The organism is Saccharibacillus alkalitolerans (assembly GCF_011090185.1).
Taxonomy (GTDB): Bacteria; Bacillota; Bacilli; order Paenibacillales; family Paenibacillaceae; genus Saccharibacillus; species Saccharibacillus alkalitolerans.
In genome coordinates this window covers 142,869-169,804 of record NZ_JAAFGS010000002.1, presented here as the reverse complement: position 1 = coordinate 169,804, position 26,936 = coordinate 142,869, and the positions used below count along the sequence as shown (strand labels likewise).

At 59.8% G+C, this 26,936-nt stretch carries 16 protein-coding genes; 6 read left to right on the top strand and 10 right to left on the bottom strand.

Annotation, left to right across the window (positions count from 1 at the left end):
- Positions 1–43: 43 nt before the first annotated feature.
- Positions 44–901 carry a MurR/RpiR family transcriptional regulator gene (locus GYN08_RS06420; protein ID WP_166273266.1) on the top strand — a complete coding sequence of 286 codons (858 nt, stop codon included), beginning with the start codon at positions 44–46 and terminating at the stop codon, positions 899–901.
- A 28-nt stretch (positions 902–929) separates the two neighbouring features.
- Here GYN08_RS06420 and GYN08_RS06415 read toward each other — a convergent pair whose 3' ends face one another.
- The 7 genes from GYN08_RS06415 to GYN08_RS06385 form a co-directional block, all read right to left on the bottom strand.
- The gene (locus GYN08_RS06415; protein ID WP_166273265.1) at positions 930–2,264 is read right to left on the bottom strand and encodes a hypothetical protein; all 1,335 of its coding nucleotides are present in this window, start codon (positions 2,262–2,264) and stop codon (positions 930–932) included.
- Positions 2,265–2,464: 200 nt separating this feature from the next.
- A complete protein-coding gene (locus GYN08_RS06410) occupies positions 2,465–3,403 on the bottom strand; it encodes a prenyltransferase (protein WP_206023644.1) in 939 nt (312 codons plus the stop codon).
- Positions 3,404–4,287: 884 nt separating this feature from the next.
- Positions 4,288–6,819 carry an alpha-xylosidase gene (yicI, locus tag GYN08_RS06405; protein ID WP_166273264.1) on the bottom strand — a complete coding sequence of 844 codons (2,532 nt, stop codon included), beginning with the start codon at positions 6,817–6,819 and terminating at the stop codon, positions 4,288–4,290.
- A gap of 83 nt (positions 6,820–6,902) precedes the next feature.
- Positions 6,903–7,781 carry a carbohydrate ABC transporter permease gene (locus GYN08_RS06400; protein ID WP_235945956.1) on the bottom strand — a complete coding sequence of 293 codons (879 nt, stop codon included), beginning with the start codon at positions 7,779–7,781 and terminating at the stop codon, positions 6,903–6,905.
- The gene (locus tag GYN08_RS06395; RefSeq protein ID WP_166273263.1) at positions 7,781–8,713 is read right to left on the bottom strand and encodes a carbohydrate ABC transporter permease; all 933 of its coding nucleotides are present in this window, start codon (positions 8,711–8,713) and stop codon (positions 7,781–7,783) included. The genes GYN08_RS06400 and GYN08_RS06395 overlap by 1 nt, the downstream gene beginning before the upstream one ends.
- A gap of 29 nt (positions 8,714–8,742) precedes the next feature.
- A complete protein-coding gene (locus GYN08_RS06390) occupies positions 8,743–10,062 on the bottom strand; it encodes an ABC transporter substrate-binding protein (protein ID WP_166273262.1) in 1,320 nt (439 codons plus the stop codon).
- Between the two features lie 297 nt (positions 10,063–10,359).
- Complete coding sequence (locus tag GYN08_RS06385) at positions 10,360–11,391, bottom strand: LacI family DNA-binding transcriptional regulator (protein WP_166273261.1); 1,032 nt, start codon at positions 11,389–11,391, stop codon at positions 10,360–10,362.
- Positions 11,392–11,647: 256 nt separating this feature from the next.
- Between GYN08_RS06385 and GYN08_RS06380 the strand changes: the two genes are divergently transcribed.
- Positions 11,648–12,364 carry a metallophosphoesterase gene (locus tag GYN08_RS06380; protein ID WP_166273260.1) on the top strand — a complete coding sequence of 239 codons (717 nt, stop codon included), beginning with the start codon at positions 11,648–11,650 and terminating at the stop codon, positions 12,362–12,364.
- An 84-nt stretch (positions 12,365–12,448) separates the two neighbouring features.
- Here GYN08_RS06380 and GYN08_RS06375 read toward each other — a convergent pair whose 3' ends face one another.
- The 3 genes from GYN08_RS06375 to GYN08_RS06365 all read right to left on the bottom strand — a co-directional run bounded on the left by GYN08_RS06375 (position 12,449) and on the right by GYN08_RS06365 (position 14,384).
- Complete coding sequence (locus GYN08_RS06375; protein ID WP_166273259.1) at positions 12,449–13,192, bottom strand: hypothetical protein; 744 nt, start codon at positions 13,190–13,192, stop codon at positions 12,449–12,451.
- A gap of 216 nt (positions 13,193–13,408) precedes the next feature.
- A complete protein-coding gene (locus GYN08_RS06370; protein WP_166273258.1) occupies positions 13,409–13,675 on the bottom strand; it encodes a YkgJ family cysteine cluster protein in 267 nt (88 codons plus the stop codon).
- A gap of 1 nt (position 13,676) precedes the next feature.
- Positions 13,677–14,384 carry a peptidylprolyl isomerase gene (locus GYN08_RS06365; protein WP_166273257.1) on the bottom strand — a complete coding sequence of 236 codons (708 nt, stop codon included), beginning with the start codon at positions 14,382–14,384 and terminating at the stop codon, positions 13,677–13,679.
- A gap of 146 nt (positions 14,385–14,530) precedes the next feature.
- Here GYN08_RS06365 and GYN08_RS06360 point away from each other — a divergent pair, with 146 nt between their 5' ends.
- The 4 genes from GYN08_RS06360 (at position 14,531) to GYN08_RS06330 (ending at position 26,754) form a co-directional block, all read left to right on the top strand.
- Positions 14,531–15,214, top strand: a complete 684-nt coding sequence (locus tag GYN08_RS06360) for a TIGR00266 family protein (protein WP_166273256.1) — start codon at positions 14,531–14,533, stop codon at positions 15,212–15,214.
- A 249-nt stretch (positions 15,215–15,463) separates the two neighbouring features.
- The gene (locus tag GYN08_RS06355; RefSeq protein ID WP_166273255.1) at positions 15,464–17,752 is read left to right on the top strand and encodes a YcdB/YcdC domain-containing protein; all 2,289 of its coding nucleotides are present in this window, start codon (positions 15,464–15,466) and stop codon (positions 17,750–17,752) included.
- 282 nt (positions 17,753–18,034) lie between these two features.
- On the top strand, positions 18,035–22,816 hold the full coding sequence (locus GYN08_RS23645) for a S8 family serine peptidase (RefSeq protein ID WP_235945953.1): 4,782 nt from the start codon (positions 18,035–18,037) through the stop codon (positions 22,814–22,816).
- Between the two features lie 491 nt (positions 22,817–23,307).
- Entirely contained in the window at positions 23,308–26,754 is a 3,447-nt protein-coding gene (locus GYN08_RS06330; RefSeq protein WP_166273254.1) for a S8 family serine peptidase, read from the top strand.
- The last annotated feature ends 182 nt before the right edge of the window (positions 26,755–26,936 follow it).

Sequence of the window (26,936 nt, the reverse complement as noted above, 5' to 3'; positions counted from 1 at the left end):
TTGATGTCGCAAGCGCGATGCGCGCTGTGCAGGAGGACAAAACATGGCTCAAGAAGTACCGGCTGTCATCGCGAAGATCGTGTCGCAGCAGCAAAAATTCACTTACGGCGAGAACCAGATCGCCAACTTCGTCATCGAACATTCCGACTTTATTACCCGCCATACGATTACCGCCCTGGCGAACGAAATCGGAGTGTCCGAGACGAGCATCAACCGCTTTTGCAAAAAGATCGGGTTCAAAGGCTTTAACGATTTCAAGATCGCGATTGCCCAGGACTCCTTCTACCGGGAAATGCAGACGCGCAAAAAAGAACGCCGGGAAGTCAACCTGGTCGACGGCCTGGCGCTGGATTACAATGAATTGATCGTGAGCACGTCGGCGATGGTGGAAGAAGCGGAGCTCCTCCGGTTGGCGGAACTGCTGAAAAACGCGCGCCGCGTACACGTATTCGGCATATTCGATTCGTTTCTGGCGGCGACCGCGCTAAAGAACCGCCTGCTGCTGCTCGGCATCCACGCCGAAGCGGCGAACGACAGCCGTGCGATGAAGATCGCCGCCTCCCAATGCACGGAGGACGACGCGGTCATCGCCTTTACGCGTTCGGGAACGACGCAGGAAATCGTGGAAGCGATCTCCGCGGCGCGCGCCAACCGCGCGCAGACCGCGGCCATCACCTGCTACCATTCCTCGCCCGTAACCGAGTCGGCGGCGATCAACATCATCGTGCCGGACAAGAAGTCGGTCAGCAGCAGCGCCATGATGTCCAACCACATCACGTTTTTGTTCGTGGTGGACGCCGTGATGAGCCTGCTGATCTCTTCGGACAAGACGTATTTGAAAAAGAAGCTCGACAGCGAAGGATTGATTTCCAACCGTCCCCGTCTGAGCGACTACTACTAAGCCGGCGGAGCCGGCTTTTTTTGCGTCTTTATTTCACGACGTCCCGGATTCTCAGGATGCTGCCGGTTGTCGCGGTCGGCGTTTTCTCGTCATGGGTGCCGAGGCCGAAGTAGAAGTCCCCGTCCTGCAGTTCGAACGAGCGGGCGAACGTATTCTGCCGGAAACGAACGACTTCTTTCCAGGCGTCGGCGTCGGCGACGGAAGAGACATCCGCTTCGAATACGAGATTGGTGTAGGTGTTTCCGGTTTGCGTATACGCGAGCACATAGGCTTTGTCGCCGCGGACGAGAATGTCCATCGCCGAAGCTCCGCCCGGCAGGCCGATCGGCGCGGCCTGCTTGATCGAGGAAGCGACGAACAATCCTTTCGGCAGCCATTGATGGTCGTTATGCGTCTCGGCGCCGATGTAGATCAGCCGGCTGCCTGCGGGCGTCGGACGAGCCATGCGGATCAGCGTCGGAGAGACGGAGCCGGCCGGCGGGTCGATTCCGGGGAACAGCGCGGAAGCGGCGACGTCCGAACGCGATGCGGCGATGCCGTTCGGGGTCGAGGCGTCTTCGCGAATTTCCAGCACGCCGTACCCTTTCGCGATTCCGCCGTCAGGCTGCGCAAGCAGCTGGCTGAGCGCGTAAAGCTTGCCGTTCAAAGGAAACAGCGTGAAGTTGCGGGCCGCTCCCCAGTAGGAAGGAACGCCCTGCGGAGCCCAGGATTTCCCCCGGTCGGCCGACATCAGAATCTGCGGTGGGGAAGAGCCGTTGCTGCCTGTGGCGGCAAACAAATAACCGTGATAAGCGGCCATATCGTATACGTGCACGGCATTCGGGACGGAAGTCGTTTGGGTCCACGGTCCTTTGTCGCCGAGAACGTAGAAGCTGCTTGTTTTGGAGCCGACGACCGTCGTATCATGGCCCGGAATGTAGAGTCGGCCGTTTAAGGTCTTGAAGACGTCGATCTGCTCTTCGGGAATCCGATCCGTCAGACTGCCGTCCGCCTTCGAGATTTGATCCGACACGAAGCGGCCGGATGCGGGATCGTAAGCCCGTACGGGGACCGGCCCCGCATTCGGCGAACTGCCGTAATTGCTGCTGTTGCCCTGCCCGATATAAATTTTGCCGTTCCAAAGCTGCATGTCCCATATGTTCTGCGCATAGGCTCCCGCTTCGGCAAAAGGCCGCCCGAGATTTTCGACCGGCGCTCGGGACGGTTGGGCTGCGGCGGAAGCGGAGGATTCCGCATCGGCCGGCGACTGGGCGGAAAGGGGCGCTTGGCCGAGCAGGGAGAACAGCAGCAGCGAGCAGGCGGACGCGCGCGCGGCCGACCCCGCGGTCTTGCGTGAAAAACGTTGACGCATACTGACGGACATCGTGTAAGCCTCCTGAATGGAATTTGCCGGCCTGAGCCGACAACTCCATTATAGAAGAAAAAGCAGCCGTTAAAGCGGAATGGACGCAAGAAGCGAAAATGGTTTCGGAACCCGCCGGGCGCCAGTGTAAAAGGACGCAAAAAAAGCCGCTTTGAGGCGGCTCTTTTGCTTTTGAAAAAGAAGATCGGCAAGCGACCCGGTCAAAAGCCTCCCGCCAGCCCCTGCACGGCCATCGCCGCGATCAGAATCGCCCCGCAGCGGATGGTCATGGTCATGGACATCGCCATCAGCGACCTGTGCGACTGAAGCGTTCGCTCGGTTCGCATTTTGCGGTACATGCGCACAAGCGGCCAGGCGGTCAGCAGCGCGATCAGCGCATAGGCCGGCAGCGCTCCCGTCAGCACGCAGGCGACTACGCTCAGGCAGACGAGCAGCAGCAGAATAGGGGAGAGGCGGAACGATTTGCGTTCGCCGAGCGAAACGACGAGCGTGCGCTTGCCGGCCAGACGGTCCGTCTGCCAGTGCAGAAAATGATGGTTGAAAAAGACCAGCGTCGTCAGCAATCCGATCGGCAGCGACAGGGGCAGCAGCCGCCAGTCGAAATGCGAGACCTGCACGTAATAAGCGCCCATCACCGGCAGCAGGCCGAAGCAGATCACGTGCGCGAGCTCGCTGGTTCCCTGTCCCCAGTAGCCGAAGCGGACCGGAGGGGCGACATAGAAAAAGGCGAGAAATCCGCCGACCAGACACAGCGGAACGACGCCCCAGCCGCTGCTCAGGAACAAGATCAGGCCGCACAGGCAGGCGATGCCGCCCATCAGCAGCGTGACGATCAGGAAAGCGGGCAGACTCCAAATTTTTTGCGTCAGGAACCCGGAATCCGTCGAAGCCGTATCTTCCCGTTCGTAAGCCGCTTTGTCCGCGCCGCTGAGGTAGTCCCAGAAGTCGTTGAACATGGTCGAAAAGAGATGGGCGGCGCAGGAGCCGACCAGCGCGAGCACGAATGCGACCGGATGAAAAACGCCGTTCCAGACGTAAGCCGCCAGCGTGCCCAGAGCGATGCAGATCAGCATGATCGGCAGAAACAGCATGCGGGAAGCTTGAACGAACTGCCGCAGCCGCAAAATGACGTTGGACAAAATCTCGCCTTCTTTCGGATAGATTGAGGGTGGATTTGCGATTAAGACGAGCACGGGCCATGCGACCGAAACGGGATGGCGGCGCGAACAACGCGTAAAAATTTTAACATCTTAAAATTAAACGTTTGAACCGACAAGCAAACAGGCGAATCGATTCCGTCGAACAAACTTTTCGTGTAACTGCCGCAAGGTGCGGGAAGGGAACGCCGGTACGGGGAGGATAGTGGAGTGGGGACAGGGAGCGAGCGCTGATGCGGAAACAAAAGCGAATGCAGAAAGGGGGTGCTGGCGCGGAAACGAGAGGGGGCGGAGCAAAAGCGCTGGCACGGGGATGAGAGCGGGTGCAGGGCACGAGTGCGGTGAGGGAAACGAGAGCGGGTGCAGGACAGAAGCGTCGGTGCGGGAAACGAGAGCGGTGCGGCAATGAAGAACGGCATTCGGTCGGGCTGCCGGCCGAAGAGCTGACCGTCCTTGCCGATACGGAACGCTGTCCGTATTGCTGCTCAAGGGAGTGTCCGAGGCGTGAAGACGGAGGCGGAGACGGAGGCTGAAGCTGGGGGGACTGCCTAAGCGGCTAACGGATCGTATGTCCCTTAGCGGGGCATTTTGCGAGCTTTCCGATTTTTAACGGAACGCAGAAGCGCTTAGCCGCCGAAAAGCCGTTCAAACCGCCGCTGGTCGAGTCTTTTATGCGTCTAAGGGTTCTCTCGTTCCGTTAAAAATTTCGAACGGCAGAAATACGGCTCTAAGTGTCGCTCATTTCCGTTAGAAGGGAGGCGTGCGGTGTGTGGGGGGACTGGCAGGCTCAGCATGCGGAGAGCAAAACAAAACGGCCCGCCAGACGAGGCAGACCGTTTTGTTCGCGTATTTGTTTTCCTTCTGCGTCAGCCTTCGCTCAGCGTGACCGTGAACGAACCGCCGCGCGCCGCGGGCGTCAGCACGACGCCCTGCTCGCCGGCCGCGGCATCGGCGCCGTCGGCGGACTCGATGCCGCCGATGCCGCGCAGCACCAGCGTCCACGGCCGGCGCTGGGCGGTGCCTGCGGCTTCGCCGCCGCGTCCCGGCTCTTCGGCCGTGACGGTCAACACCCGTCCGTCGCGCCGCACGGCGACGGACAGCTCCGGCCGGCGCTCCGCTTCGCCGCTGGCTGCTTCGCTGCCGCCTCGCTCCGCGCTTGCCCCGCGCCCCGCGCCCGCTTCGCCGCTTGCGCTCCACATCGCGCCTGCTTCGCCGCTGGCCGCTTCGCTGCTGCCTCGCTCCGCGCTTGCCCCGCGCCCCGCGCCCGCTTCGCCCGCTCCGGCCGCCGCATAAATCGCCGCGCGTGCCTCGCGGCCGTCCTCCAGCGCGAACAGATGCAGCTGCGCGCCGTCGGCGTAATCGTAATCCGGGCGCGACTCGTTCGCGCCGAGAGCCAGCAGCGTATTCGGCCGCACGAATAACGGCAGGCCGAAGTAATCGTAATTCTCGCGGCGCCAGCGGCCGCCTTGGACTTCTTCGCCGCTGAGCAGGTGGGTCCAGCGGCCTTCCGGCAGGTAATAGAGCGCTTCGCCGCGCTCGTTGAAGATCGGCGCGACGAGCAGCGAGCCGCCCAGCATGTACTGGCGATCCAGCTCTTCGCAGGCCGGATCTTCGCCGAATTCCAACAGCATGGCGCGCATCATCGGCAGGCCGCCGGAGACCGCTTCCAGCGAAGAAGCGAACAGATAAGGCATCAGCCGCATCTTGAGCGCGGTGAAATGCCGGAGCACTTCGCTCGCTTCGTCGTCGAACAGCCACGGCACCCGGTACGACTGGCTGCCGTGCAGCCGGCTGTGCGACGACAGCAGGCCGAACGCGCTCCAGCGTTTGTACACGTCGGGCGAAGCCGTATTTTCGAAACCGCTGATATCGTGGCTCCAGAACCCAAAACCGCACAGTCCGAGCGACAGCCCGCCGCGCAGCGTTTCGGCCATCGAGACGTAGGAAGCGGTGCAGTCGCCGCCCCAGTGCACGGGGAACTGCTGGCCGCCGGCCGTTGCCGAGCGGGCGAACACGAGCGCTTGATCCCGTCCTTTGACTTCCTCCAGCACCTCGAACACCGCTTTGTTATACAGGAACGTATAGTAATTGTGCATTTTGACCGGATCGGAGCCGTCGTGGTACACGACGCCTTCCGACGGAATCCGTTCGCCGAAATCCGTTTTGAAGCTGTCGACGCCCATCTGAATCAGCGGGCGCAGCTTGGACTTGAACCATTCGGCCGCGTCCGGATTCGTGAAGTCCACCAGCCCCATGCCGCCCTGCCAGCGGTCCCACTGCCAGACGTCGCCTTCGGTCGTTTTGACCAAGTAACCGCGCTCCATGCCTTCCCGGAACAGATACGACTTTTGCCCGATATACGAGTTGATCCAGACGCAGATATTCAGGCCTTTGGCTTTGAGCCGGTTCAGCATGCCCTGCGGGTCGGGGAACTGATCGGTGTCCCAGCGGAAATCGCACCATTGGAATTCTTTCATCCAGAAGCAGTCGAAATGGAACACGTGCACCGGAATGTTCCGCTCGAACATGCCGTCCACGAAATGGTTCACCGTGTCTTCGTCGTACGGAGTCGTGAACGACGTGCTCAGCCACAGTCCGTACGACCAGGCCGGAGGCAGGGCGGGACGTCCGGTGAGCGCGGTATAGTTGGCCAGCACGTCTTTGAGCGTATCGCCGCCGACGATATAGTAGCGCAGCCGCTCGCCCGGCACGCTGAACTGCACCTTTTCCACCTGTTCCGAACCGACCTCGTACGATACTTTTTCCGGATGATCCACGAACACCCCGTAGCCGAAGCTGGACAGGTAAAACGGTACGTTTTTGTACGCCTGCTCGCTGCACGTCCCGCCGTCTTCGTTCCACAGATCGACGACCTGGCCGTTTTTGACGAAAGGAGTGAAGCGTTCGCCGAGCCCGTAAATGCGTTCGCCGACGCCCAGGTCGAGCTGTTCGCGCATGTACGTGCCGTCCGCCGTTTTGAGATGTCCCGGGCTTTTGTAGCCGCTGCCGGTCAGCCGCCGTTCCCCGTAATGAAAATGGGTGCTCCAGCCGTTGTTTTTGTCGATGCGCACGCTCAAATTTCCGCTGGTCAGCACCGCTGATTGCTCGTTTTCGGTAACGGTGACGGGCGCGTCCGGATGTTCGTTTTTCTCGAAACGAGGCCCGAGCACCCGCTTGCCTTCGTGATGCACCGATTCGACGCAGATCACGTCCGGCATGGGGGAAGAGTAGCGGAACGTGAGAATGGCCGTGTTGAGCGTGTCGCCGCGGGTGACGATCTTTTTGCAGGCGCCGAACACTTGAATATGATCGGATTCGGCGTAGACGTCCCGCACTTCCACGGGATAGTTGAGCGTGACTCCGGGTCTGATATGCCAGTAGCCGTCGGTAAATTTCATGGACATGCCCTCCAGGTCTTTGGTATAGGTACGGATGCGGGTCTGATTCGGATTCGAATCGCTCTATATATAGTAGGAAAAATTCAATCTTTCATCGCGCCCGACGTGACGCCGCCGACCACGTAGCGCTGCATGGTGATAAAAATAACGATGATCGGCAGCGCCGCGATCGTGGCGACGGCCATCAGATTGTTCCATTCCGTGCCGTACTGGCCGATAAAGCTGTACAGGCCGAGCGTCAGCGGCTTGACCGTATCCGACGAAGACAGCGTCAGCGCGAAGATGAAGTCGCCCCAGCCGAACAGGAAGCAGAATACGGCGACCGTCATCAGCCCCGGCTTGACGAGCGGCAGAATGATGCGGACAAACGCGCTGAACTTGTTGCAGCCGTCGATCTTCGCCGCTTCTTCGAGTCCGGACGGCAGTCCGAGAAAGAACGGTCTAAGCGTAATGACGGCAAAAGGCAGCGAATGAATCAGGTCCGCGAAGATCAGTCCGGCGTAATTGTCGATCAAGCCGACGCGCGAGAACATGATGAACAGCGGCATGGCCATCATGATGCCCGGCAGCATCTGGATCGACAGCAGCAGGATCATGATCAGCGCTTTGCCTTTGAGCGGAAGACGCGCCAGGGCGTATGCCGCCGGAACGGCGATCAAAAGCGACAGCACCATGGTGCCGGTCGCGATAATGAAGCTGTTGCCGATATAGCGCAGCATGTCCCGGTTGCGGACGAAGTTGTCGAGATACGCGTCCATCGACGGATTGGCCGGGAAGATCTGCGGCGGGTTCTGGTACAGCGCCGTGACCGGAGTCATGGACGTGCGGATCATCCAGTAGACGGGGAACAGGAACACGGCCAGCATCAGCAGCGACAGGGCGGTCTTCGCCCAGGGCTGCCAGCGGACTTTGCGGCGGGGTTCTTCGCGAAGTCCCGCGCTCGGAATCTGCATCTGTGCCATCAGTTCGCCTCCTCTTTGCTTGTCAGTCTCAGATAGAAGATCGCGATGACGATCAGCATGGCGAACATGATCATGGACACGGCCGCTCCCCGGCTGAATTCGAAGGTGGAGAAGGAGAGCTGGTACGCGTAGATCGGCAGCACCGTGGACGAGTTGACCGGCCCGCCGTTCGTCATGATGAACACGAGATCGAATACTTTGAACGTGTAGATAATGCCCAGCATCAGCAGCACGAGCAGCGTCGGCCGCAGCAGCGGCAGCGTGATATGGCGGAACTGCAGCCATTTGTTGGCGCCGTCCAGCTTCGCCGCTTCGTACAGATGCTCAGGCAGCGTCTGCAGTCCGGACAGCAGGATGATCATGTTGAACGGAATCCCGGTCCAGATGTTGGCGACGACGGTGGCGAGCAGAGCGGTCTTCGGCTCGCTGAGCCAGTTGTAAGGCGCGTCCAGAATGCCGACCGACTGGAGCAGCGCGTTGACGACGCCGTAATCGCCCGACAGCATCCATTGGAAGATGGTGCCCGTGATGACGACCGGCAGCATCCAGGACAGCAGGGTCAACGAGCGGAACAGATTGCGGCCGGGGAACTTCATGTTGAAGAAGAGCGCCAGCGCGAAGCCGATCGTGAATTGGAAAACGATGCTCAGCACGGTGAAGATGACGGAATTGACGAACGATGTGCCGAACACGGGATCGCGGAACGTCTGGACGTAATTGTCGAGGCCGACGAAATTGCGCTCCTGGCGGAAGTTGTAAATGTCGACGTCTTGAAAACTGAGCACGACGTTGTAGGCGATCGGATAAACGATGAAGATCGCCATGAACAGCAGCGCCGGCAGCAGGAACAAATAATTGTTCCAGGAAGAGAAGCCTTTGTAGCGCCGTCCGGCTTTGCGTTTGCCTTCGGCGATCGAAGCGGTCTTGGCCATGATTGAATCTCCTTTCCGGGTAGGGGATGTTAAAGCTCCTGTTCGATCTTGGCGGCCGCGTCCTTCACGGCTTCTTCAGGCGTCTTCATGTCGATGATGACTTCCTGGGTCATCAGCTGGATCGCTTCGGACATCTTCGGATAATTCGGTCCGTAAGCGCGGGCACGGGCGACGGACATATTGTCCGCGAAAATCTTGAGCTGCGGATCGTCCTGCCAGAACGGGTCCTGCAGATAATCTTCGCGGCTCGGCAGACGGCCCGCGGCCTGCAGGAACTTTTTGGATTGTTCCGGTTCGCTGGCGAACTTGATGATGTCGAACGCGATGTCTTTATGCTTCGACGCGTCCGTGATCGCCCAGTTCTCGCCGCCCAGCACGGTGGCGCTCTGTTTGTCCGCGGGAAGCTGAACGACGTCCCAGTTTACCTTCGCTTCTTTGCGCAGCAGCGGAATCTGCCACGTGCCGTTCATCATCATGGCGACTTTGCCGGTCGAGAACTGGATCACGGTGTCGGACTGCTTCTGGTTCATGATTTCTTTGGACATGTAACCGTTTGCTACAAGTTCGTCAATCAGGGTCAGAGCGCGTACGGTGTCCGGATTATCGAAGTTCGTCAGATCCGATCCGGACTGATACAGCAGCGGCAGGAATTGAAACGTGCCTTCCTCGGTCTTGACCGCGGTCATGGCGAATCCGTATACGCCGGGCTTGCTCAGCTTCTCCGCCGCGGCATACAGCTCGTCCCACGTCTTCGGCGGCTCGATGCCCGCTTCGTTCAGCATGTCCTTGTTGTAATAGAGCGCCAGGTTATTGCTGCCGATCGGCACGCCGTAATTGCGGCCTTCGTACACGGTGGAGGACCAGGGCCCTTCGAAATACTCGTCCGCTTCGCCCCAGGCCTGGACCTCGTCCGTGATATCGGCCAGGATGCCGGCGGCCGCGAACGATTGGTGGTCCGGGCTGTCCATCCAGACGATGTCCGGCATGGTGCTGCCCGCGGAACCGAGCAGCAGCTTGTTCTTCATATCGGCGAACGAGACGTAGGTACGCTCGATCTTGACGTCGGGATGGGCGGATTCGTAATCGGCGATGATCTGCCGCAGCGCTCCCTGGGTGGCTTCGCTGGTCATGGTGTCCCACCAGCGAATGACGGTGCGGCCCTGGGCGTCGGACGAACCGGCCCCCGAAGAGCAGCCGGACAGTGCTAGCACGAGCACAAGCAGAGCGAGCAGCGGAAGCTTCATGCGGGAACGAAGCCGCGGAAGCCGGGAATGCTGATGCTGCCTGCATGCGGACCGGGCGGAGAGGGAAGGTTCTTTTTGCGGCGGACATCGGAAAATACGAGACATGGGAAATCCTCCTTTGACGATAGTGGACGAGCAAACATCGATGTCGAAGAGACGGTCCTGCCATTCCGTAAGCGATTTCAAAACGATCTGCGAGCCGAGTAGAGGTAGAGCGGCTGTCGGCCGGTCACGTCAAAAGACCTGTCGAGACGGATAAACAAAATGATGATAATAATCAGAAAATGATGTACGTACATCATTTTGGCGCAAACGGAAGGACTGCCCCGTCGGGCCGGTCTTCCGCCTATGCCGAACCGGATTCTTACTCGTAATCGCTTGACTCGATCTATCGAAGACAAGCTAGTAATACATGGCGTTCTCCCGGGTAACGAGCTCGAGCCGGCTCATGTTTTCCCGCGCGCCGGGCAGTTTTCTTGAAGACATATACTCGAACAGCGACTTGACGATCAGATAGCCTTGATTGAACGGGTCCTGACAGATGGAGGCCGTGACCGTATCGCGCTGCAGGCCGTCCCGAATCTCCTCGTTCATGTCGTGCCCGATCAGCACCGTCCGGCCCGCCAGACCCGCCGCTTCCAGATGCCGCGCGATGACGTGCAGCTTGGCGCTGGCCACATAAATGCCGTCCAGGCCTTCGAAATAGTCGGAGAATGTCTCGAACGACGTGTATTCCTCCTGATCGACTTTGAGCGGCGCGCGAAGCTCGACTTGTGGGTAACTGCCGATCACTTCGCGGAACCCCGTCACTTTTTGCTGCATCTGGAAGTTGGTATAGGACATAATCAGTCCGATCCTGCCCCGTCTGCCCACCATCCTGCACAGCGTATCCGCGGCCAGCCGTCCCGCTACCCGGTAATCGCAGCCGACGTAGAACAGCCGCGAGCTGAGCGGGGAATCGCTGTTGAACGTGCCGACCACGACGCCTTTGCTCATCGCGTAGTCGATCACGTCGGTCATTTCCTGCGGATCGTTCGGCGAGATGGCGATCGCGTCGTATTCGCCGGAGTCGACCAGCTGCAGCATCGTTTTTTTCTGATCGGTCAGATCGTAATCTTTGGAACGGATCGCCCGGACTTCCAGACCGAAATCCCTCAGCTCCCGGACGGCGGCATCGATGCCTTTCTCGACCTGGCTCCAGAAATACTCCGGCAGTTCGGGGAAAGCGACGGCCAGCGAGATGCTGCGTCCTTTCGACAAAAAGCTGGCCGAACGGTTGGGGGTGTACTCCATCTCGCGAATCTTGTCCATGACAAGCTGAACGGTCTGCGGTTTGACGTTGCCTCGCTTGTTCAGCACGCGGTCCACGGTGGCGACCGACAAGCCGACCTCCCGCGCGATTTCTTTGACGGTCAGACGTTTTTTCGTATTCATGGCATCGGATCCTTTGCATAAAATGGCGGCAGAACGGTATGTACCCTTCTTGCAATCGCTTACTCCGGTTTGGGGAAGATGATAGACCAATTGCGGCAGGGTGTCAATGCCAATGATCGGATTTTGTCTGATACAAAATGATGTAAAACCATCATTTTGTGGGGTGTGGGGAAGGATGGAGAAGGCGGGAAAGAGGCGAATGAGCCGGCAATCAGGTATAATGGAAAGAAACTTTTTCATGGATGTGAACCTGACAATGACCCCGAAAACGGAAGAACGCAAGCTGTTCGTCACCGATATTCACGGCGAATACCGCGGACTCATCGAGCTGCTGCGGGAAATGGACTACGATGCGTTCAACGACCGGCTGACGGTTGGCGGCGACCTCATCGACCGCGGACCGGACAGCGCGCTGGTCGTCCGCTATCTGCGCACGCTTCAGCTGACGCACCCGGAGCGGGTGACGGTGCTGACCGGCAACCATGAAGAGATGCTGAAATGGTACCGCGCGGACAAATCGAAGATGTGGCTGATCCACGGCGGAGCGGAAGCGCTGGCGAGCTTCGAGCGCACGTTCGAGGACGACGCGGAAAGCCGGGAAAACCTGGATTGGCTGCTGACGCTGCCGATGGTGGCGGAAGACGACGAGTATGTTTATACGCATGCGGGATTCGTGCCGGACCAGCCGCTTTACGAACAGAGCCGGGATATTTTATGGATGTCGGAAAATGAATTTTACGCGTATTCGCGCGAATCGGTCCTTCAAGCGACGGGGGGCCGAACGGTCGTGCACGGCCACACGCCGTGCGAATTCATCTGCTTCGACGGCGCGCGTCTGAACTGCGATCTGGGCTCGCACACGTATGCGATCGAGGAATCGCGGGGGCTTGCGCTCGTGGATCTGACCGGCCGGGAATACGCGGTGTACAACTGCGGAAGCGGTGCGGTGACAAGAAGGAGGCTGCGGGGTTGAAGGAGGATGCCCGGCCCCGCTTTGGATGCGGCGAGCGCTCCGGACATCGAAAAGCCGACGGAGAATTCCGTCGGCTTTTCGGCGTTAAGGATTGCTTGGGGCGGAGGAAGCCTGCTTCTTGCGTTTGCGGCGCAGCAGCAGGAAGACGGTCAGCGCGATAACGGCGACCAGCACGGCGGAGGCGGCGTAGACGATCTGTCGCACCTTCGGCACGGTCAGCGTCAGCTCGATCCGGTTCTCGCGCGTGGCGGCGATATTCCAGATCAACGTCCGGCCGTCGGCGGAGACCTCGTCGGCATTGTTCGCGTCCGGCTTGATCGGGAGAGTGAGTTTGAAGTCGAAGTCGAACTCTTTTTCGACGAACCGGCTCAGCAGGCGCGATCCGATAAAGCCGGTCAGCGACGAAGATTCGCGCGGAATCAGTTCGGGCGGGTCGGCGACCACGACGAAATGATGGGTTGTCGAGAATAAGCCTTCTTCCTTGCGGTCTTCCACCGTGATGCCTTCCGGCAGTTCGGGCAGTTCCCCGCCGCTGATCTCTACCGTGCGCGAGGCGCTGATCCCCGACTGTCCGTCGCGGCTGATCGCCCGGGCGTCCAATCCCTGTTCGCGCAGGCTCGAAGCGATCTGTTCGGGAAGATCGTTCTGGCCGATCGTCTTCAGCGCCGATTCGTCGATGGTGGCGTTCATGAGAATATCGGCGGTACCGTTCGTTTTGACGGTGACGTCCACTTCGCCCCGGGCACAGGCGCTCAGCAGCAGGGAGAACGCCAGCGGAAGAAGCAGCATGGCGAAGCGGGAACCGAATGGTTTTGCGGATTTGTTCATGGGGGTTGCACTTTCCTTTCCGGACCGGATTCACGTTTTAAATATAACCGATTTCGCCCGTGAGGTCACACCCGGACGCGCCGCCGCAAAAGCGTCCGGCCGAAGCATGCCCGTTTCTCCCGGTCGTTTGCGCTCTGCGCGCGCCGCCGGGCTCGACAAAAAAACCGCCGGTGCGCCTGATAGGCGTCCGGCGGTTTTTCGCGGTTTTTTAACGGATCAAGGTGTCGTCTCGCGTTCCAGCCATGCGAGATAGGCAAAGGCCTCCTCGGTGGAAGAACCGCACATTTCGGGAGAAGGCGGCAGTCCGCCGCAGACGGCCGGACGTTCGGTCCGCCCGAACAATTTGCAGCGTCGGCGCTCGTCGAGCTGCACGCACGGCACGCCAGCGGGCTTTCCGCCGGGCATGCCCGGAATCGGAGAGGCGATCGATACGGCGGTGCAGCAGGCTCCGCAGCCTTCGCGGCACTCGAATTCGGTATCCATGTTACTGAATCTTTTCCGGTTCCGGATATTCTTTGCCGAAGGTGTCGACCGTAACGGTCTTCATCGTCGCGCCTTCCGTCGAGCTCGGCTTGTCGTTGGTGCCCGTCGGCAGCATGGCGACGGCATTCACCACGTCCATGCCCTCGGTCACTTTGCCGAAAGCGGCATACAGATCGTCGAGGCTCGGCTGTGCCGCCAGCATGATGAAGAACTGCGAACCGGCCGAATCGGGTTCTTCCGTACGCGCCATCGACAGAACGCCCTCGGTATGCTTGAGCGTATTGTTGAATCCGTTCGAAGTGAACTCTCCCTTGATCGCGTAGCCCGGTCCGCCTTTGCCGCTGCCGTTCGGGTCGCCGCCCTGAATAATGTAACCGGGAATCACGCGGTGGAACGTCAGTCCGTCATAAAATCCCGATTTGGCCAGCGAGATGAAGTTGTTGACCGTATTCGGCGCGACCTCCGGGTACAGCTCCAGCTTGATGATGCCGCCGTTATCCATTTCGATCGTCACGACAGGATTCTGTCCGCCGCTCTGCGTCGGGTCGCCCGCTGCCGGAGCGGTATTCGTTTCGGTTTGACTTTGCGCTTCCGCTGCCGGCGCATCCTTCTGCGGGGCCTTGGACCCGCAGGCGGCGAGCAGAAGCAGCGTCAGCATCAGGAGCGCGGCCAGCATCGTTCTGCGTCCGGCTCTCCCGTTTCTGTACATGGTGTTGCCCCCTTGATTGAATGAATTGTGGCGATCCTGCGCCATTGTGCGTATCGCTGCATCTGATTATAGCACAGCCGGCTGCGAACTCCATTGCGCGGCGGGCTAAATCTCATTAAGATGGAGGGGAGAGGGGGCAATCAGGCATGCAATATCAAATCTTGTATCAAGGCGCGTTCCCGCTGCTTCAGGTTCAACTCGAAGGCGGGGAAAGCATTAAGGCCGAATCGGGCGCGATGGTCTCCATGTCGCCGAATATCGAACTGAAAGGCACCGCGGACGGCGGCATCATGCGCGGTCTGGGGCGGATGCTCAGCGGCGAGTCGTTCTTCTTCCAGGAGCTGTTGTCGGTCGGCCGTCAAGGCGAGGCGACGCTGGCTCCGTCCAGCCCGGGGGCGATCGAAGCGGTGGAGCTCGACGGTTCTTACAGCCTGCTGGTGCAAAAAGACGGATTTTTGGCCGGCACGGCCGGAATTCAAGTCAACACGAAAATGCAGAATCTGAGTCGGGGGCTGATGTCCGGCGAAGGCTTTTTCATCATCGAAATCAGCGGAAAAGGAACGGTATTTCTGTCTTCTTACGGCGGCATCCACGCGATCAATCTGGGAGTGGGGCAAGAAGTCGTCGTCGACAACGGGCATCTCGTGGCTTGGCCGGACTACATGCGCTACGATATCGAAAAAGCATCCAAAGGCTGGGTGTCCAGCTTCACGAGCGGAGAAGGCCTTGTCTGCCGCTTCCGCGGGGAAGGCGTCGTCTTGATTCAGACCCGCAGTCCGAAGTCGTTCGGCGAATGGATCAGACCGTACATTCCGGGCGGCCGCAGCTGACGCGAACGCTTATCCGCCGATTTAAGGGCTCGCTCCCGGGCGAGCCTTTTTGCGTGTCTCGAAAGAGAGGACGAGCCTCTTCGCCTAGGGGCTTTTTGTCATTTTTTCGTTTCCGCTTCGTCTCCTGAACGTAACTTTTCTTTTTTTGCCCGGTGATAAGATAGGAACAGGAAGAAAGGTCCGCCAAAGGGCCTTTTTGTCGGGAGCCAAGCCTTCCAGGGCCCCCGAGAATCGAAAGGAGCAATCAGAATGAAGAAGAACAAACGGGAGTTTTCGTCTGCCCGCAGAACGGCGGCGGCGGTGCTGGCCGCGGCCATGCTGTGCACGCCGGTACTGGCCGGTCAAGCTTCGGCGGCGGCCGAAAAATCGACGGATTTTACGACGTCCGAGCTGACGAAGTCGATTCCGCAGGGCGCGAAAGTCTCGTCTGCCGCGGCCGCGGCCGCGGTGCGGAAGCTGTTTCCGGAACTGACGCCGGATCGGGTGACGACGGCCGAATACAGCGCCGACTACGAGAGCGACCATATTGCCGTCAAAAGTTGGAGACTTACATATACGCTGCCCGGAAGCGAAGACGATTCCGCTTCGGCGACGGTCGATGCCGTGAGCGGAATCGTGGTGGACGCCTACACGACGGCGTTTTCCGCCCGAAACACGGATCCCGAGCTGACGCGCGACAAGGCGGCCGAGCGGGCGCTCGCCTTCCTGCTGCGCGCGCTCCCCGATAAAAAAGCTTCCGACTTTGCGGGAGAAAACGAGTCCGACGAAAGTGCCGATACGATAACGCCGTTGTTCGGCAGCCCGGATTATTCGTTCTGGTTCCTGCTCAAAGTAAACGGGGTTCCTTCGCGAAGCGAAACGCTCACCGTGTCGGTCGACCGCGCCGGAAACGTAACGGCCTATACGCGCGGCCTGAGCCGCCTGCCGTACCCTTCGGCCGTCCCGAAAATCGCGGCGGACAAAGCGCGCGAGGCCTTCGCATCGGCTTTCGGCGCGAAGCTGGCTTATATTCCTTCGGGCAGCCTTGAAGGAGCATTGTCCGGCTATTATCTGGGCTATGCGCCGTCGGACGCGTCGCTCGCTCCCATCGACGCGTCCGACGGAGAGCGGCTGGACCCGACGACCGGCCTTCCCTACGCTTCCGCCGCGGCGCCGGAAGGCGAAGCGGTCAAATCGGCCGCTTCCGCTCCGCCGGAGCCGCTCAAGACGGAAGAAGCCGCGCGTCAGCGGATCGAGAAGCTGGGACTGATCCCGCAGGGGTACAAGCTGAGCAGCCAACAGACCCATACGCAGGACTACCCGAAAAAAGGAACCGAAGTATGGGTGCTCGACTTCAGAAGCGTCGTGAAAGGCCGCACGAACAGCATCAATGTGCAGTTGGATGCGGCGACCGGGCAAATCTACAACTATTATTTCTTCGACCAGGCCGGACAGGGCGCTTCCGGAGCGAAGGCCGAAGCGCCGAGCAAAGCGCGCGCGGCGGCATGGGCGGCCAAGCTGCTGCCGAACGCGGAAAAATGGAGACTGGTTTCCGCGCCGCAGAAAGGCGACCCGATCCTGACGTACGGATTCCAACGCTATGAAAACGGGCTTCCCGTCCTGGGCGACACGGCCAGCGCGACATTCGACGCGCAGGGAGCGCTGACGGAATATTATGTCAACGAACCTTCGCTTTCGGTCAGAGGAAGCTTCCCTTCCCCGGACGCCGTCAAGATTTCCGCGGCCGAAGCCAAAGCGAAATTCCTGGAAGCGACCGAATTGGGACTTTACTATAACCGTTTCGGCCGTCCGACTTCCGGAGCTTCAAATGCGGGAACCTCGGAGATGAAATTGACCTATCTGCCGATGCTGAAATCCGGCAGCCAGCTGAGCGTCTCCAATGTGCTCGACGCTTCGGACGGCAGCTGGAAAACGCTGAACGGTCCCGATGCCTCCGGGCATCCGTCCGACGCCGCGTCCGACATTGCGGGACACGAAAACGAGGCCGCGCTCAAAGAAATGCTCGATCACGGAGTCCTGACGCTCGACGCGGCGGGCAAAGCGAATCCCGATGCCCGTTTGACGCGCGGCGAATGGGCGGATATGCTGGCGCGTGCCATGCAGCCCGATTACTCGGTTTACGACGCTTATACCGGCATGGCCTTGTTCCGCGATGTGGATGTGGACAGCCCGTATCAAGCGGCGCTGGGATACCTGGCCGGCCAAAACTGGGTGACGCCGAACAAGTTGTCCGATTTCAAACCCGAAGCCGAGCTGACCCGCGACGGGCTGGCGCATCTGCTGATGGGCGTGCTGAATTACGACAAGCTCGCCGGCTACTACAACTCGGCCGTCGACCTTCCGGGCATCGCCGATTCCGCGGCGATCGAACATAAAGGAGACGCGGCGTTGGCGATGAAATTGGGCCTGCTTCCGGCGGTGAACGGCAGCTTCCTGCCCGAGAAAGCGGTAACCCGGGCAGACGCGGCTTTCGTGCTGAGCAAGCTGGCCGATCTGCAGGGGAAGACGGATACGTTCATGAACTGGAATTCGTGGTAAGCGATCCGCGCTCGCGGACAATATACCGAGAAAAAAGCCGGGACTGCAGTCCCGGCTTTTTTCTGTGTCCGCCGCAGGAAGACGAAACCATCTAAAGGATTTATTTTCCTTATTTTTGTGTAGCATTTTTTATCATCGTTTGCTAATATAGTTGGCAAGTAATTTTTAACCATGCATTTACATAAAGGGAGGGACGCCGAGGGTTCGATTCGAGCCTTTTTATTTACCCGAAACTGACCAATGGTCAAGCTATTCATCGTTTACCTACAGAGAGGGGAAGTTATGTTGACAGGAAGAAGCCGTTTTGCACGTAAAATTTCGAATCTTTCATTTGCGGCCGTATTGACGATCGGGACGGCGCTTCCTTACGGCGCTTCGGCGTTCGCGGCGACCGCCGATAAGACGTTGGAAAACAGTCTCAACCTCGAGGCTCGGGAAACCTTGGCTCCGGCGGTGATTTCGTCCGAAGTCGATACGCAATCTTCGCGCAAGCAGCGGGTAATCGTACAATTCAGCCGGGAACCTCTTGCCGCGAGCCTTTCCGAAGAAGGCCTCGGCTTCGGTACGCTCGAAGTCCGCAGCGCGGAGCAGGCGATCGATACCCAGCAGAGCAGTTTCGTCAAGCAGGCGAAAAAGCTCGGCGTCAACGTAGTCGTCAACTATACGTACGATACGGTTCTCAACGGAATGGAAATCACGGTGGCGGCGAAGGATATTCCCAAGCTTGCTTCCATTGCCGGCGTTACCTCGATCGATCCCAATCAGCAGTATTACGAGATTCCGGTAGACGAAGCCGCAGGCGCTTCGATGCGAGATAGTTTCGAATTATCGCCGCTGAAGCAAATCGGTGCCGACCAGGCGTGGGCGCAGGGCTTCACGGGCAAAGGGTTGAAAGTCGGCGTCATCGATACCGGCGTCGATTACCTGCATCCGGACCTCAAAGACGCTTATAAGGGCGGCTACGATTCCTTCGAAAAAGACGCCGATCCGTACGAAGAGCCTCCGATCGTCATCGACGGCACGACGTATGCGGGGACGAGCCACGGCACTCACGTATCCGGCACGATCGTCGGACGCGGCACGAATCCGACGTCCGAGCTGGTGCAAAAAGGCGTGGCATACGAAGCGGACCTGTACGTCTATAAGGTGCTGGGACGCAATATCGAGACGGGACGCGCTTCCGGTTCGTCGGCGCAGGTCATCGACGGCATCGAGCACGCGGTCAAAGACGGCATGGACGTCATCAACTTGTCGCTGGGCTCGGACTCCAACAAAGACCCGAATTCTCCGGACGCGGTCGCGATCAACAACGCCGTCTTGTCGGGCGTAACGGCGATCGTCGCCAACGGCAACGCGGCGGACGAAGGCCCTTATTACTATTCCATGGGTTCTCCGGCAACTTCGCAGCTGGCGATTGCCGTAGGCGCGGTCACGACCGAAACCAACCATTATAAAGCCGAGTTCTCCGCTTCGGTAGGCGAAACGCCTGCGGCAGAGAATCAAATCGAACAGCTGACGGAAGAAGCGCCGGCGCCGGCGCGGGAAGAATCGGAAGCGGCGGCCGAAGGCGCCGAGGCAGCGGCGGAGGCCGAAGCACAGCCTGCGGCATCCGAGGAGCAGGCGGCATCCGGCGGAGAACAACCTGCCGAGCCCGAAGAACAAGCGACGGCAGAAACGGCGGACGCTTCGGCGGCGGAAGACTTCGCGGCGGCTACCGTATCGCAGGCGGTCTACGGCGATTACGGCCCGTATACGACCGACATCCTGGCTTGGAAAACGGGACGGGAAGACTTCGCGGCTCAGTTCGGCACGGGGCCGAACGATGCGGTGTACGCGAATCTCGGCGCGGACGCGGACTACGATAAGCTGGCGGAAGAGGGCGTCGACGTGGCGGGCAAAGTCGTCGTCGTTTCGCGCGGCGCTCTGACGTTCGATGCGAAAGTGCGCGGGGCCGCGGCTCACGGCGCCAAAGCGATCGTCATCTTCAACGGCAACACCAAGCCGGGCAGCACGAAGGAAGCGGATCTGTCCGAGTCGATTCCGGGCCGCGACGAGCCGGTCGGTTCCGTAGCGTTCTTGGGCGACAGCTTCAATTATGTGCCGTACTTCGACATGAGCGGCACGGAAGGGCGGAAGCTGGCGAGACAAGCGCTGGAATTGGATACGCCGGAATTCGAAATCACGTTCGGAAGCGACTATCCGAAGACGGTCGTCGAAGGCGATCGCATGGCTTCGTTCAGCTCGCGCGGGCCGAACGGGGACGACAATTTGAGCATCAAGCCGGACGTGGTTGCGCCCGGCGTCAACATTCTGTCGACTTATCCGGAATACGGAAAGAGCACGGAAGGCGTGAGTTATGACGAAGCGTATGCGCGTTCCAACGGAACAAGCATGGCGGCTCCGCACGTCGCGGGTCTGGCTCTGCTGCTGAAGCAGAAGCATCCGGAGTGGACGCCGTTCGATGTCCGTGCGGCACTGGCCAACACGGCCGACGAGATCGTCGACGAAGAAGGCACGCCGTACGACGTATATTCGCAGGGCGCGGGCCGCGCCGACGTGGCGGCCGCGCTGAATACGCCGGCACTGCTGCAGGCCGTCGAAGAAATCCGCATTTTGAATACGGATCTGGTCGAAGTACCCGTGACCAATTATTCTCCTTCGATCTCGTTCGGCGTGATGGCGGCGGGCAGCGCGGAAGCGAGCCGCAGCCTGCAGCTGAAGAGCGTGACGGGCGGGCCGGTTTCGTATTCGGCCAGCGTGCTGTGGCATAACAGCGTGACTTCCGATCCGAACGATCCGATCGCGACGCCGGATCCGAGCAAGATTTCGGCGCGTCTGACGGGACTGGGGGCGGGCGATACGGTCAGCGCTTCGGGCGGCGCGCCTTCGGCGTTCGGCCTGACGATTGCTCCGGCCGCAGACGCGGCGAAAGGCGTGTACGAAGGCGAAGTGCTGCTGCAATCCGCCGGATCGCCGGATCTGCATCTGCCGTTCGTGCTCCATGTCGGCGACGAGCAGCCGGCGACGGGATTCGGCATTCAGGACGTCGAAGTCTCGAACCGGATTATTACGCCTGACGGCGACGGCGACCGCGATACGACCGACGTATCGTTCACTCTGTCTGCGGATAACGTGAACTATATCCAGATCGCCGCTTACGGCATCAACGACGAATATATCGGTACGCTGGACAAGATCAGCGTTCCGGACGACAGCGGCGAGATGCTGGAACCGAAGCGCTACACCTTCAAAAACATCGGCGACGAATACGTCAACGAGCGGACCGGAAATGAAGGCAAATTGGCCAAAGGCGCTTATCAGCTCGAGATTTATGCGGTTCATATGACGCCGGAAGGCCCGGCCGCGGAATACTACGCGTATTCCAGCTACCGGATCGCCGAAGGCGGCAGCGTGCTTGTCGACGAAGCGGCCGCGGCGTTCGATAAGAAGGCGGCCGTCGTCAATACGACCGCAATCGGCTTGAACGTGCTCGATCTGAAATCGACGGATAAGGTCAAGTTCGCGGTGACGGCAAGCGACCGGCCGAACCTGATCGACGCGAACGGCGTGCTGCGTGCTCTGCCGACCCAGCCGACTACCGTCAATCTCGACGTGAAAGTCTCTTATATCCCGAATGAAACCTTCAGCGAAACGCTGACCGTACCGGTCGTCCTGCTTCCGGGCCAACCTGCGACGGGAGGCGGTTCGTCGGACGGCGGCGCTGCGGGAGGCGGCGTTTCCGGAGGCGGAGGTTCGGCGCCGGTAAGCACGGCCCCGGCGGCTCCGGCCGCTCCGGCCGCCGGTGCGCCGACTGTCGAACAACCTGCGGTTCCCGCTTCGTCGTCTGCGGTCGCGAACGCGGCCGCTCCGGCGGGTCAGCGTCAGATCGTGATCGTGCCGACTCTCTCCGACCGTACCGGCGCATCCGTTAAGGCGGGTCTCACGGACGCGGCGCTGGCGGAAGCGCTGAAAACGGCGGGCGGAAGCGCGGCTTCGCTGATCTTCTCCGTGCCGGTGCAGTCCGGTCAAGGAGCGGAGGTGTCGATCACTTCGGCCCAGCTCCAAAAGCTGGCTGCCGGGCAATCCGGAACGGCTCTGGTCATCGATGCCGGAACGAGCGCGGTTTCCCTGCCGGCCAACCTTTTCGCCATTCTTCCGCAAGACGTTTCGCTGCGCATGAATATCGCGCGGGCGGAAGAAGAAAAAGCAAAGTTCGCTTCTTATGCGGACGGAGCCTCGGTCATCGGCTCGCCGGTCGCGTTCGAACTGCAGACGGTCGATGCCGCCGGCAAAGCGTCTGACGTCGTTTCGACCGGTTCGGTATTCGTTCCGCGCTCCTTTGTCGTTGACGCTGCCATACCGGCCGGCGGAGCAGGCGTATTGTATGAAGAAAACGGACGCCTGAACCCGGTCGCGTCGAAATTCCAATCCCAGCCGAGCGGCGGAACGATCGCGACGGTCAGCCGTCCGGGATTCTCGACCTACGCGGTCGTTTCGTCCCCGGCCACTTTTAAGGACATCCAAGGCTCTTGGGCGCGGGGCGCTATCGAGAACCTTTCGGGCAAACTGCTGATTAACGGCACATCCGATACGTCGTTCTCGCCGAAGCGCAGCATTACCCGCGCCGAGTTCGCGGCCCTGCTGGTTCGTTCGTTGGGGCTCGGCGAATCGTCCGAAACGCCGTTTGCCGACGTGAAGGCCGAAGACTGGTTTGCGGCAGACGTGGCCGCCGCTTACCGGGCAGGACTGATCAGCGGAACGGGTTCGGGCAAATTCGATCCCGACGCAGCCATCACGCGCGAGCAGTTGGCGGTCCTGCTGACCAATGCGGCACAGCTGCTCGAGCTCAAAACGGAAGGCAGCGGCGGAACATATGCCGACGCCTCCGAATTCTCGGCTTACGCCAAGGAAGAAATCGGCTACGCGGCCGCGTACGGCCTGATGCAGGGCAACGTGCGCGGCGGCAGATCCTATTTCGATCCGAAGGCCCCGGCTACTCGCGAAGCGGCAGCTCTGACGCTGCAAAACCTGCTGGGCAAAGCGGGAATGATCGAACAAAAATAACGGAATCGGCTGCCGGAAGACCGATTTCTCCCGGAAAGCGTCTCATCTGCGGATGAGGCGCTTTTTCTTATGCTGGCCGTTTGCCAAAATAGAAAGGCAATGTCGAATTTTTAAGTCTTTTGGCTTATCATAACCCCCGTTTAAGCAACCAAAAGAAGGGTGAAGGGCGATATGAACCTGTCAGCTTCTTTACACGGTTAAGACTTTTGCTTACTGCGTTTGAACGATTTTGCGTAAATATGCGAAAAGTCGATTTAAAATCCGACATGTTTCGCCAAGTCACTGAACTGAAACCTCTTTTCGAAAAAATTTACAAGTGGTCAACTTTTACTGACGGTGCTAACATAGGTGGCAAGCTTTTTGACAAGAGAATGAAGGGAGGCCGGTTTTCGGAACGTTTATTGAATTGTTTGTGAAGATAGCTGACAAGAATTGAAGCGAAGCTGCAGCAATGCCGTTCACATTTCAAGCCACAGAGAGGGGAAGTTGCATTGAAGAAAGAGCAGCATTTGTTCCGTAAATTGTCGGGCGTATCGCTCAGCCTGGCGCTGGCGCTGGGGGCGGCGCTCCCGGGGGCAGCCTCCGCGCAGTCTCCCGGCGATCTTGTACCGTACAACCTGTCCAAAGATTCGCTGGGCAGCGAAGCGGCGGAAAGCGGCACGATGAGCGCGTTTGCCGTTCAGACCCGCGATCCCGCATCCGTTATCTCGCCCAAGCTGGACACCGAATCTCTACATAAAGTGCGGGCAATCGTCCAGCTCAGCCGCGAACCCGTGGCCGCCGCCGAATCTTCCGCCGAAGAATCGGGGATGAGAAGCTTCTCCGCCGCTTCCGCCGAGCAGTTGGTCGAAACCGAACAGTCCGACTTCTTGAGCCGGGCCGCCGCGCTGGGAATCAACGTGCAGGTTAACTATCAATACAATACCGTTCTGAACGGACTCGAAGTAACCGTGGCCGCCAAAGATCTGACGGCGCTGGCTTCGATCCCGAGCGTCGTGTCGATCGACGAAAACCAAACCTATTACGAAATTCCGGTAGACGAAGCTTCGGGATCGGCCGGCGATAACTTCGAAATCCAGCCGCTCAAGCAGATGGGCGTCGACGAGGCATGGGCGGAAGGATATACGGGCAAAGGGTTGAAAGTCGGCGTTATCGATACCGGCGTCGATTACCTGCATCCGGATCTCAAGGACGCTTATAAGGGCGGCTACGACTCCTTCGAAAAAGACGACGATCCGTACGAAGAGCCTCCGGTCGTCATCGACGGCACGACGTATGCGGGGACGAGCCACGGCACTCACGTATCCGGCACGATCGTCGGACGCGGCACGAATCCGACGTCCGAGCTGGTGCAAAAAGGCGTGGCATACGAAGCGGATCTGTACGTCTATAAGGTGCTGGGGCGCAATATCGAGACGGGACGCGCTTCCGGGTCGTCGGCGCAGGTCATCGACGGCATCGAGCATGCGGTCAAAGACGGCATGGACGTCATCAACCTGTCGCTGGGTTCCGCGTCGAATAAGGATCCGAACTCGCCGGATTCGGTCGCGATCAACAACGCCGTACTCTCCGGAGTGACCGCGGTCATCGCGACGGGCAATTCGGCGGACGAAGGTCCGTATTACTACTCGATGGGCTCCCCGGCCTCGTCGCAGCTGGCGATCTCGGTCGGAGCCGTGACGAGCGAAAGCAACCATTATACGGGGACGTTCTCGGCTTCGGTAGGCGAAGCGCCGGCAGCAGAATCTTCTGCGGAAGAACCGCCGGTATCGGAAGAAGAAGCGGCCGGGCCGGAAGTGCCTGCCGCTCCGACGTCGGAAGCAGCGGCGGACGAGCGGACCGACGCGCAGGAGTCGGCCGACGAGGCGCCGGCTGCGCAGGAACCTTCCCCGGAAACGACGGATGCCGATAAATCGGCCGCGGCGGAGGAAGCTGCGGCGGATACGGTATCGAACGCCGTTTACGGCGAATACGGTCCGTATACGACGGATATTCTGGCCTGGAAAACGGGGCAGGAAGACTTCGCGGCTCAGTTGGGCACGGGGCCGAACGATGCGGTGTACGCGAATCTCGGCGCGGACGCGGACTACGATAAGCTGACCGCGCAGGGAATCGACGTAACGGGCAAAGTCGTCGTCGTTTCGCGCGGCGCTCTGACGTTCGATGCGAAAGTGCGCGGGGCCGCGGCTCACGGCGCCAAAGCGATCGTGATCTTCAACGGCAACATAAAGCCGGGCAGCACGACGGAAGCGGATCTGTCCGAGTCGATTCCGGGCCGCGACGAGCCGGTCGGTTCCGTAGCGTTCCTGGGCGACAGCTTCGATTACGTGCCGTACTTCGACATGAGCGGCACGGAAGGACGGAAGCTGGCGAGACAAGCGCTGGAATTGGATACGCCGGAATTCGAAATCACGTTCGGAAGCGACTATCCGAAGACGGTTGTCGAAGGCGACCGCATGGCTTCGTTCAGCTCGCGCGGACCGAACAGCGACGAGAACCTGAGCATCAAACCGGACGTTGTGGCACCGGGCGTCAATCTGCTGTCGAGCTATCCGGAATACGGGAAATTCGATGAAGGCGTAAGCTACGACGAGGCCTATGCCCGCGCCAGCGGCACCAGCATGGCGACTCCGCATATCGCGGGCCTGGCGCTGCTGCTGAAGCAGAAGTACCCGAGCTGGACGCCGTTCGACGTTCGCGCGGCACTGGCCAACACGGCGGATACGATCACGGACGAGAGCGGCACGCCGTACGACGTGTACTCGCAGGGAGCGGGACGCGCCTATGTGGCGGATGCGCTTGACGCGCCGGCCCTGCTGCAGGCCGTCGAAGAAATCCGTATTCTCAATACCGATCTGGTCGAAGTTCCGGTGACCAACTACGCGCCTTCGACCTCCTTCGGGGTGGTCAGCGCGGACAGCGGCGCGATCAATCATCCGCTGCAGCTGAAAAGCGTGTCGGGAGCGCCCGTTTCTTACGAGGCAAGCGTAATCTGGCACAATAACGTGACTTCCGATCCGACCAATCCGATCGCGACGCCGGATACGAGTAAAATTTCGGCTGTATTGACGGGGCTGGAATCCGGCGGAACGGTTCGTGCATCCGGGGGAACGCCGACGGCATTCGGGCTGGAGATCGACCCGGCATCGGATGCGGCGAAAGGCGTGTACGAAGGAGAAGTGCTGCTGAAGTCGGCCGGATCGCCGGATCTGCATCTTCCGTTCGCGGTTCATATCGGCGACGCAAAGCCGGCAACCGGATTCGGCATCCAGGATGTGGAACTGACGGAACGCATTATTACGCCTGACGGCGACGGCAAACGCGATACGACCGACGTATCCTTCACCTTGTCGGCGAGCGACGTGAACTATATCCAGATCGCCGTGTACGGCGTGGACGATAAATATATCGGCCTGCTGGGTCAAATCGTCGGCGAAGACAACGGCAGCGGCGGCATGAAGCTGCTGAAGCCGGGACGTTACACGTTCGAAGACATCGACGATTATTATCTCAATGAAAACACGATGCGGATGGGCAAGCTCGAACCGGGCACTTATCAGCTCGAAATACTGGCGGCTCAGCTCGATAACGCCGGACATGTGGTCAACGACAAGACTTACCTGGCCTACTCGAGCTACCGGATCGCGGACCGCAGAGAACTGCTGGTCGACGAAGCGATCGCCGCATTCGACAAGCAGGCAGTGATCGTCAACACGACCCGCATCGGTCCGAACGTGCTGGAACTGAAATCGACGGGCGAGGTCAAGTTCCAGGTAACGGGCAGCGATCATCCGAATCTGATCAACAGCAAGGGCGCGCTGCGTGCCCTGCCGAAGGAACCGACGGTCGTCAATCTGGAAGTCACCGCGTATTATAAGAAGAATTCCAGAATCAACGAGTCGTTTACCGTACCAGTAACGCTGCTGCCGAAGAAGTAAACGGCAGAAAAAATCAAGAAACCCGATGATCCGAACGTCGCTGCGGCTCAGGCCGCAGCGACGTTTTTTTGTGCGCCGAAGAGCGGGAATAGGAGGGAGACGCCTCGATTTCGGCGAAAACGAACAAACCGTATAGAAAAAGCCGGTCTCCCGTGAGGAGACCGGCTTCGACATTTCCTTTT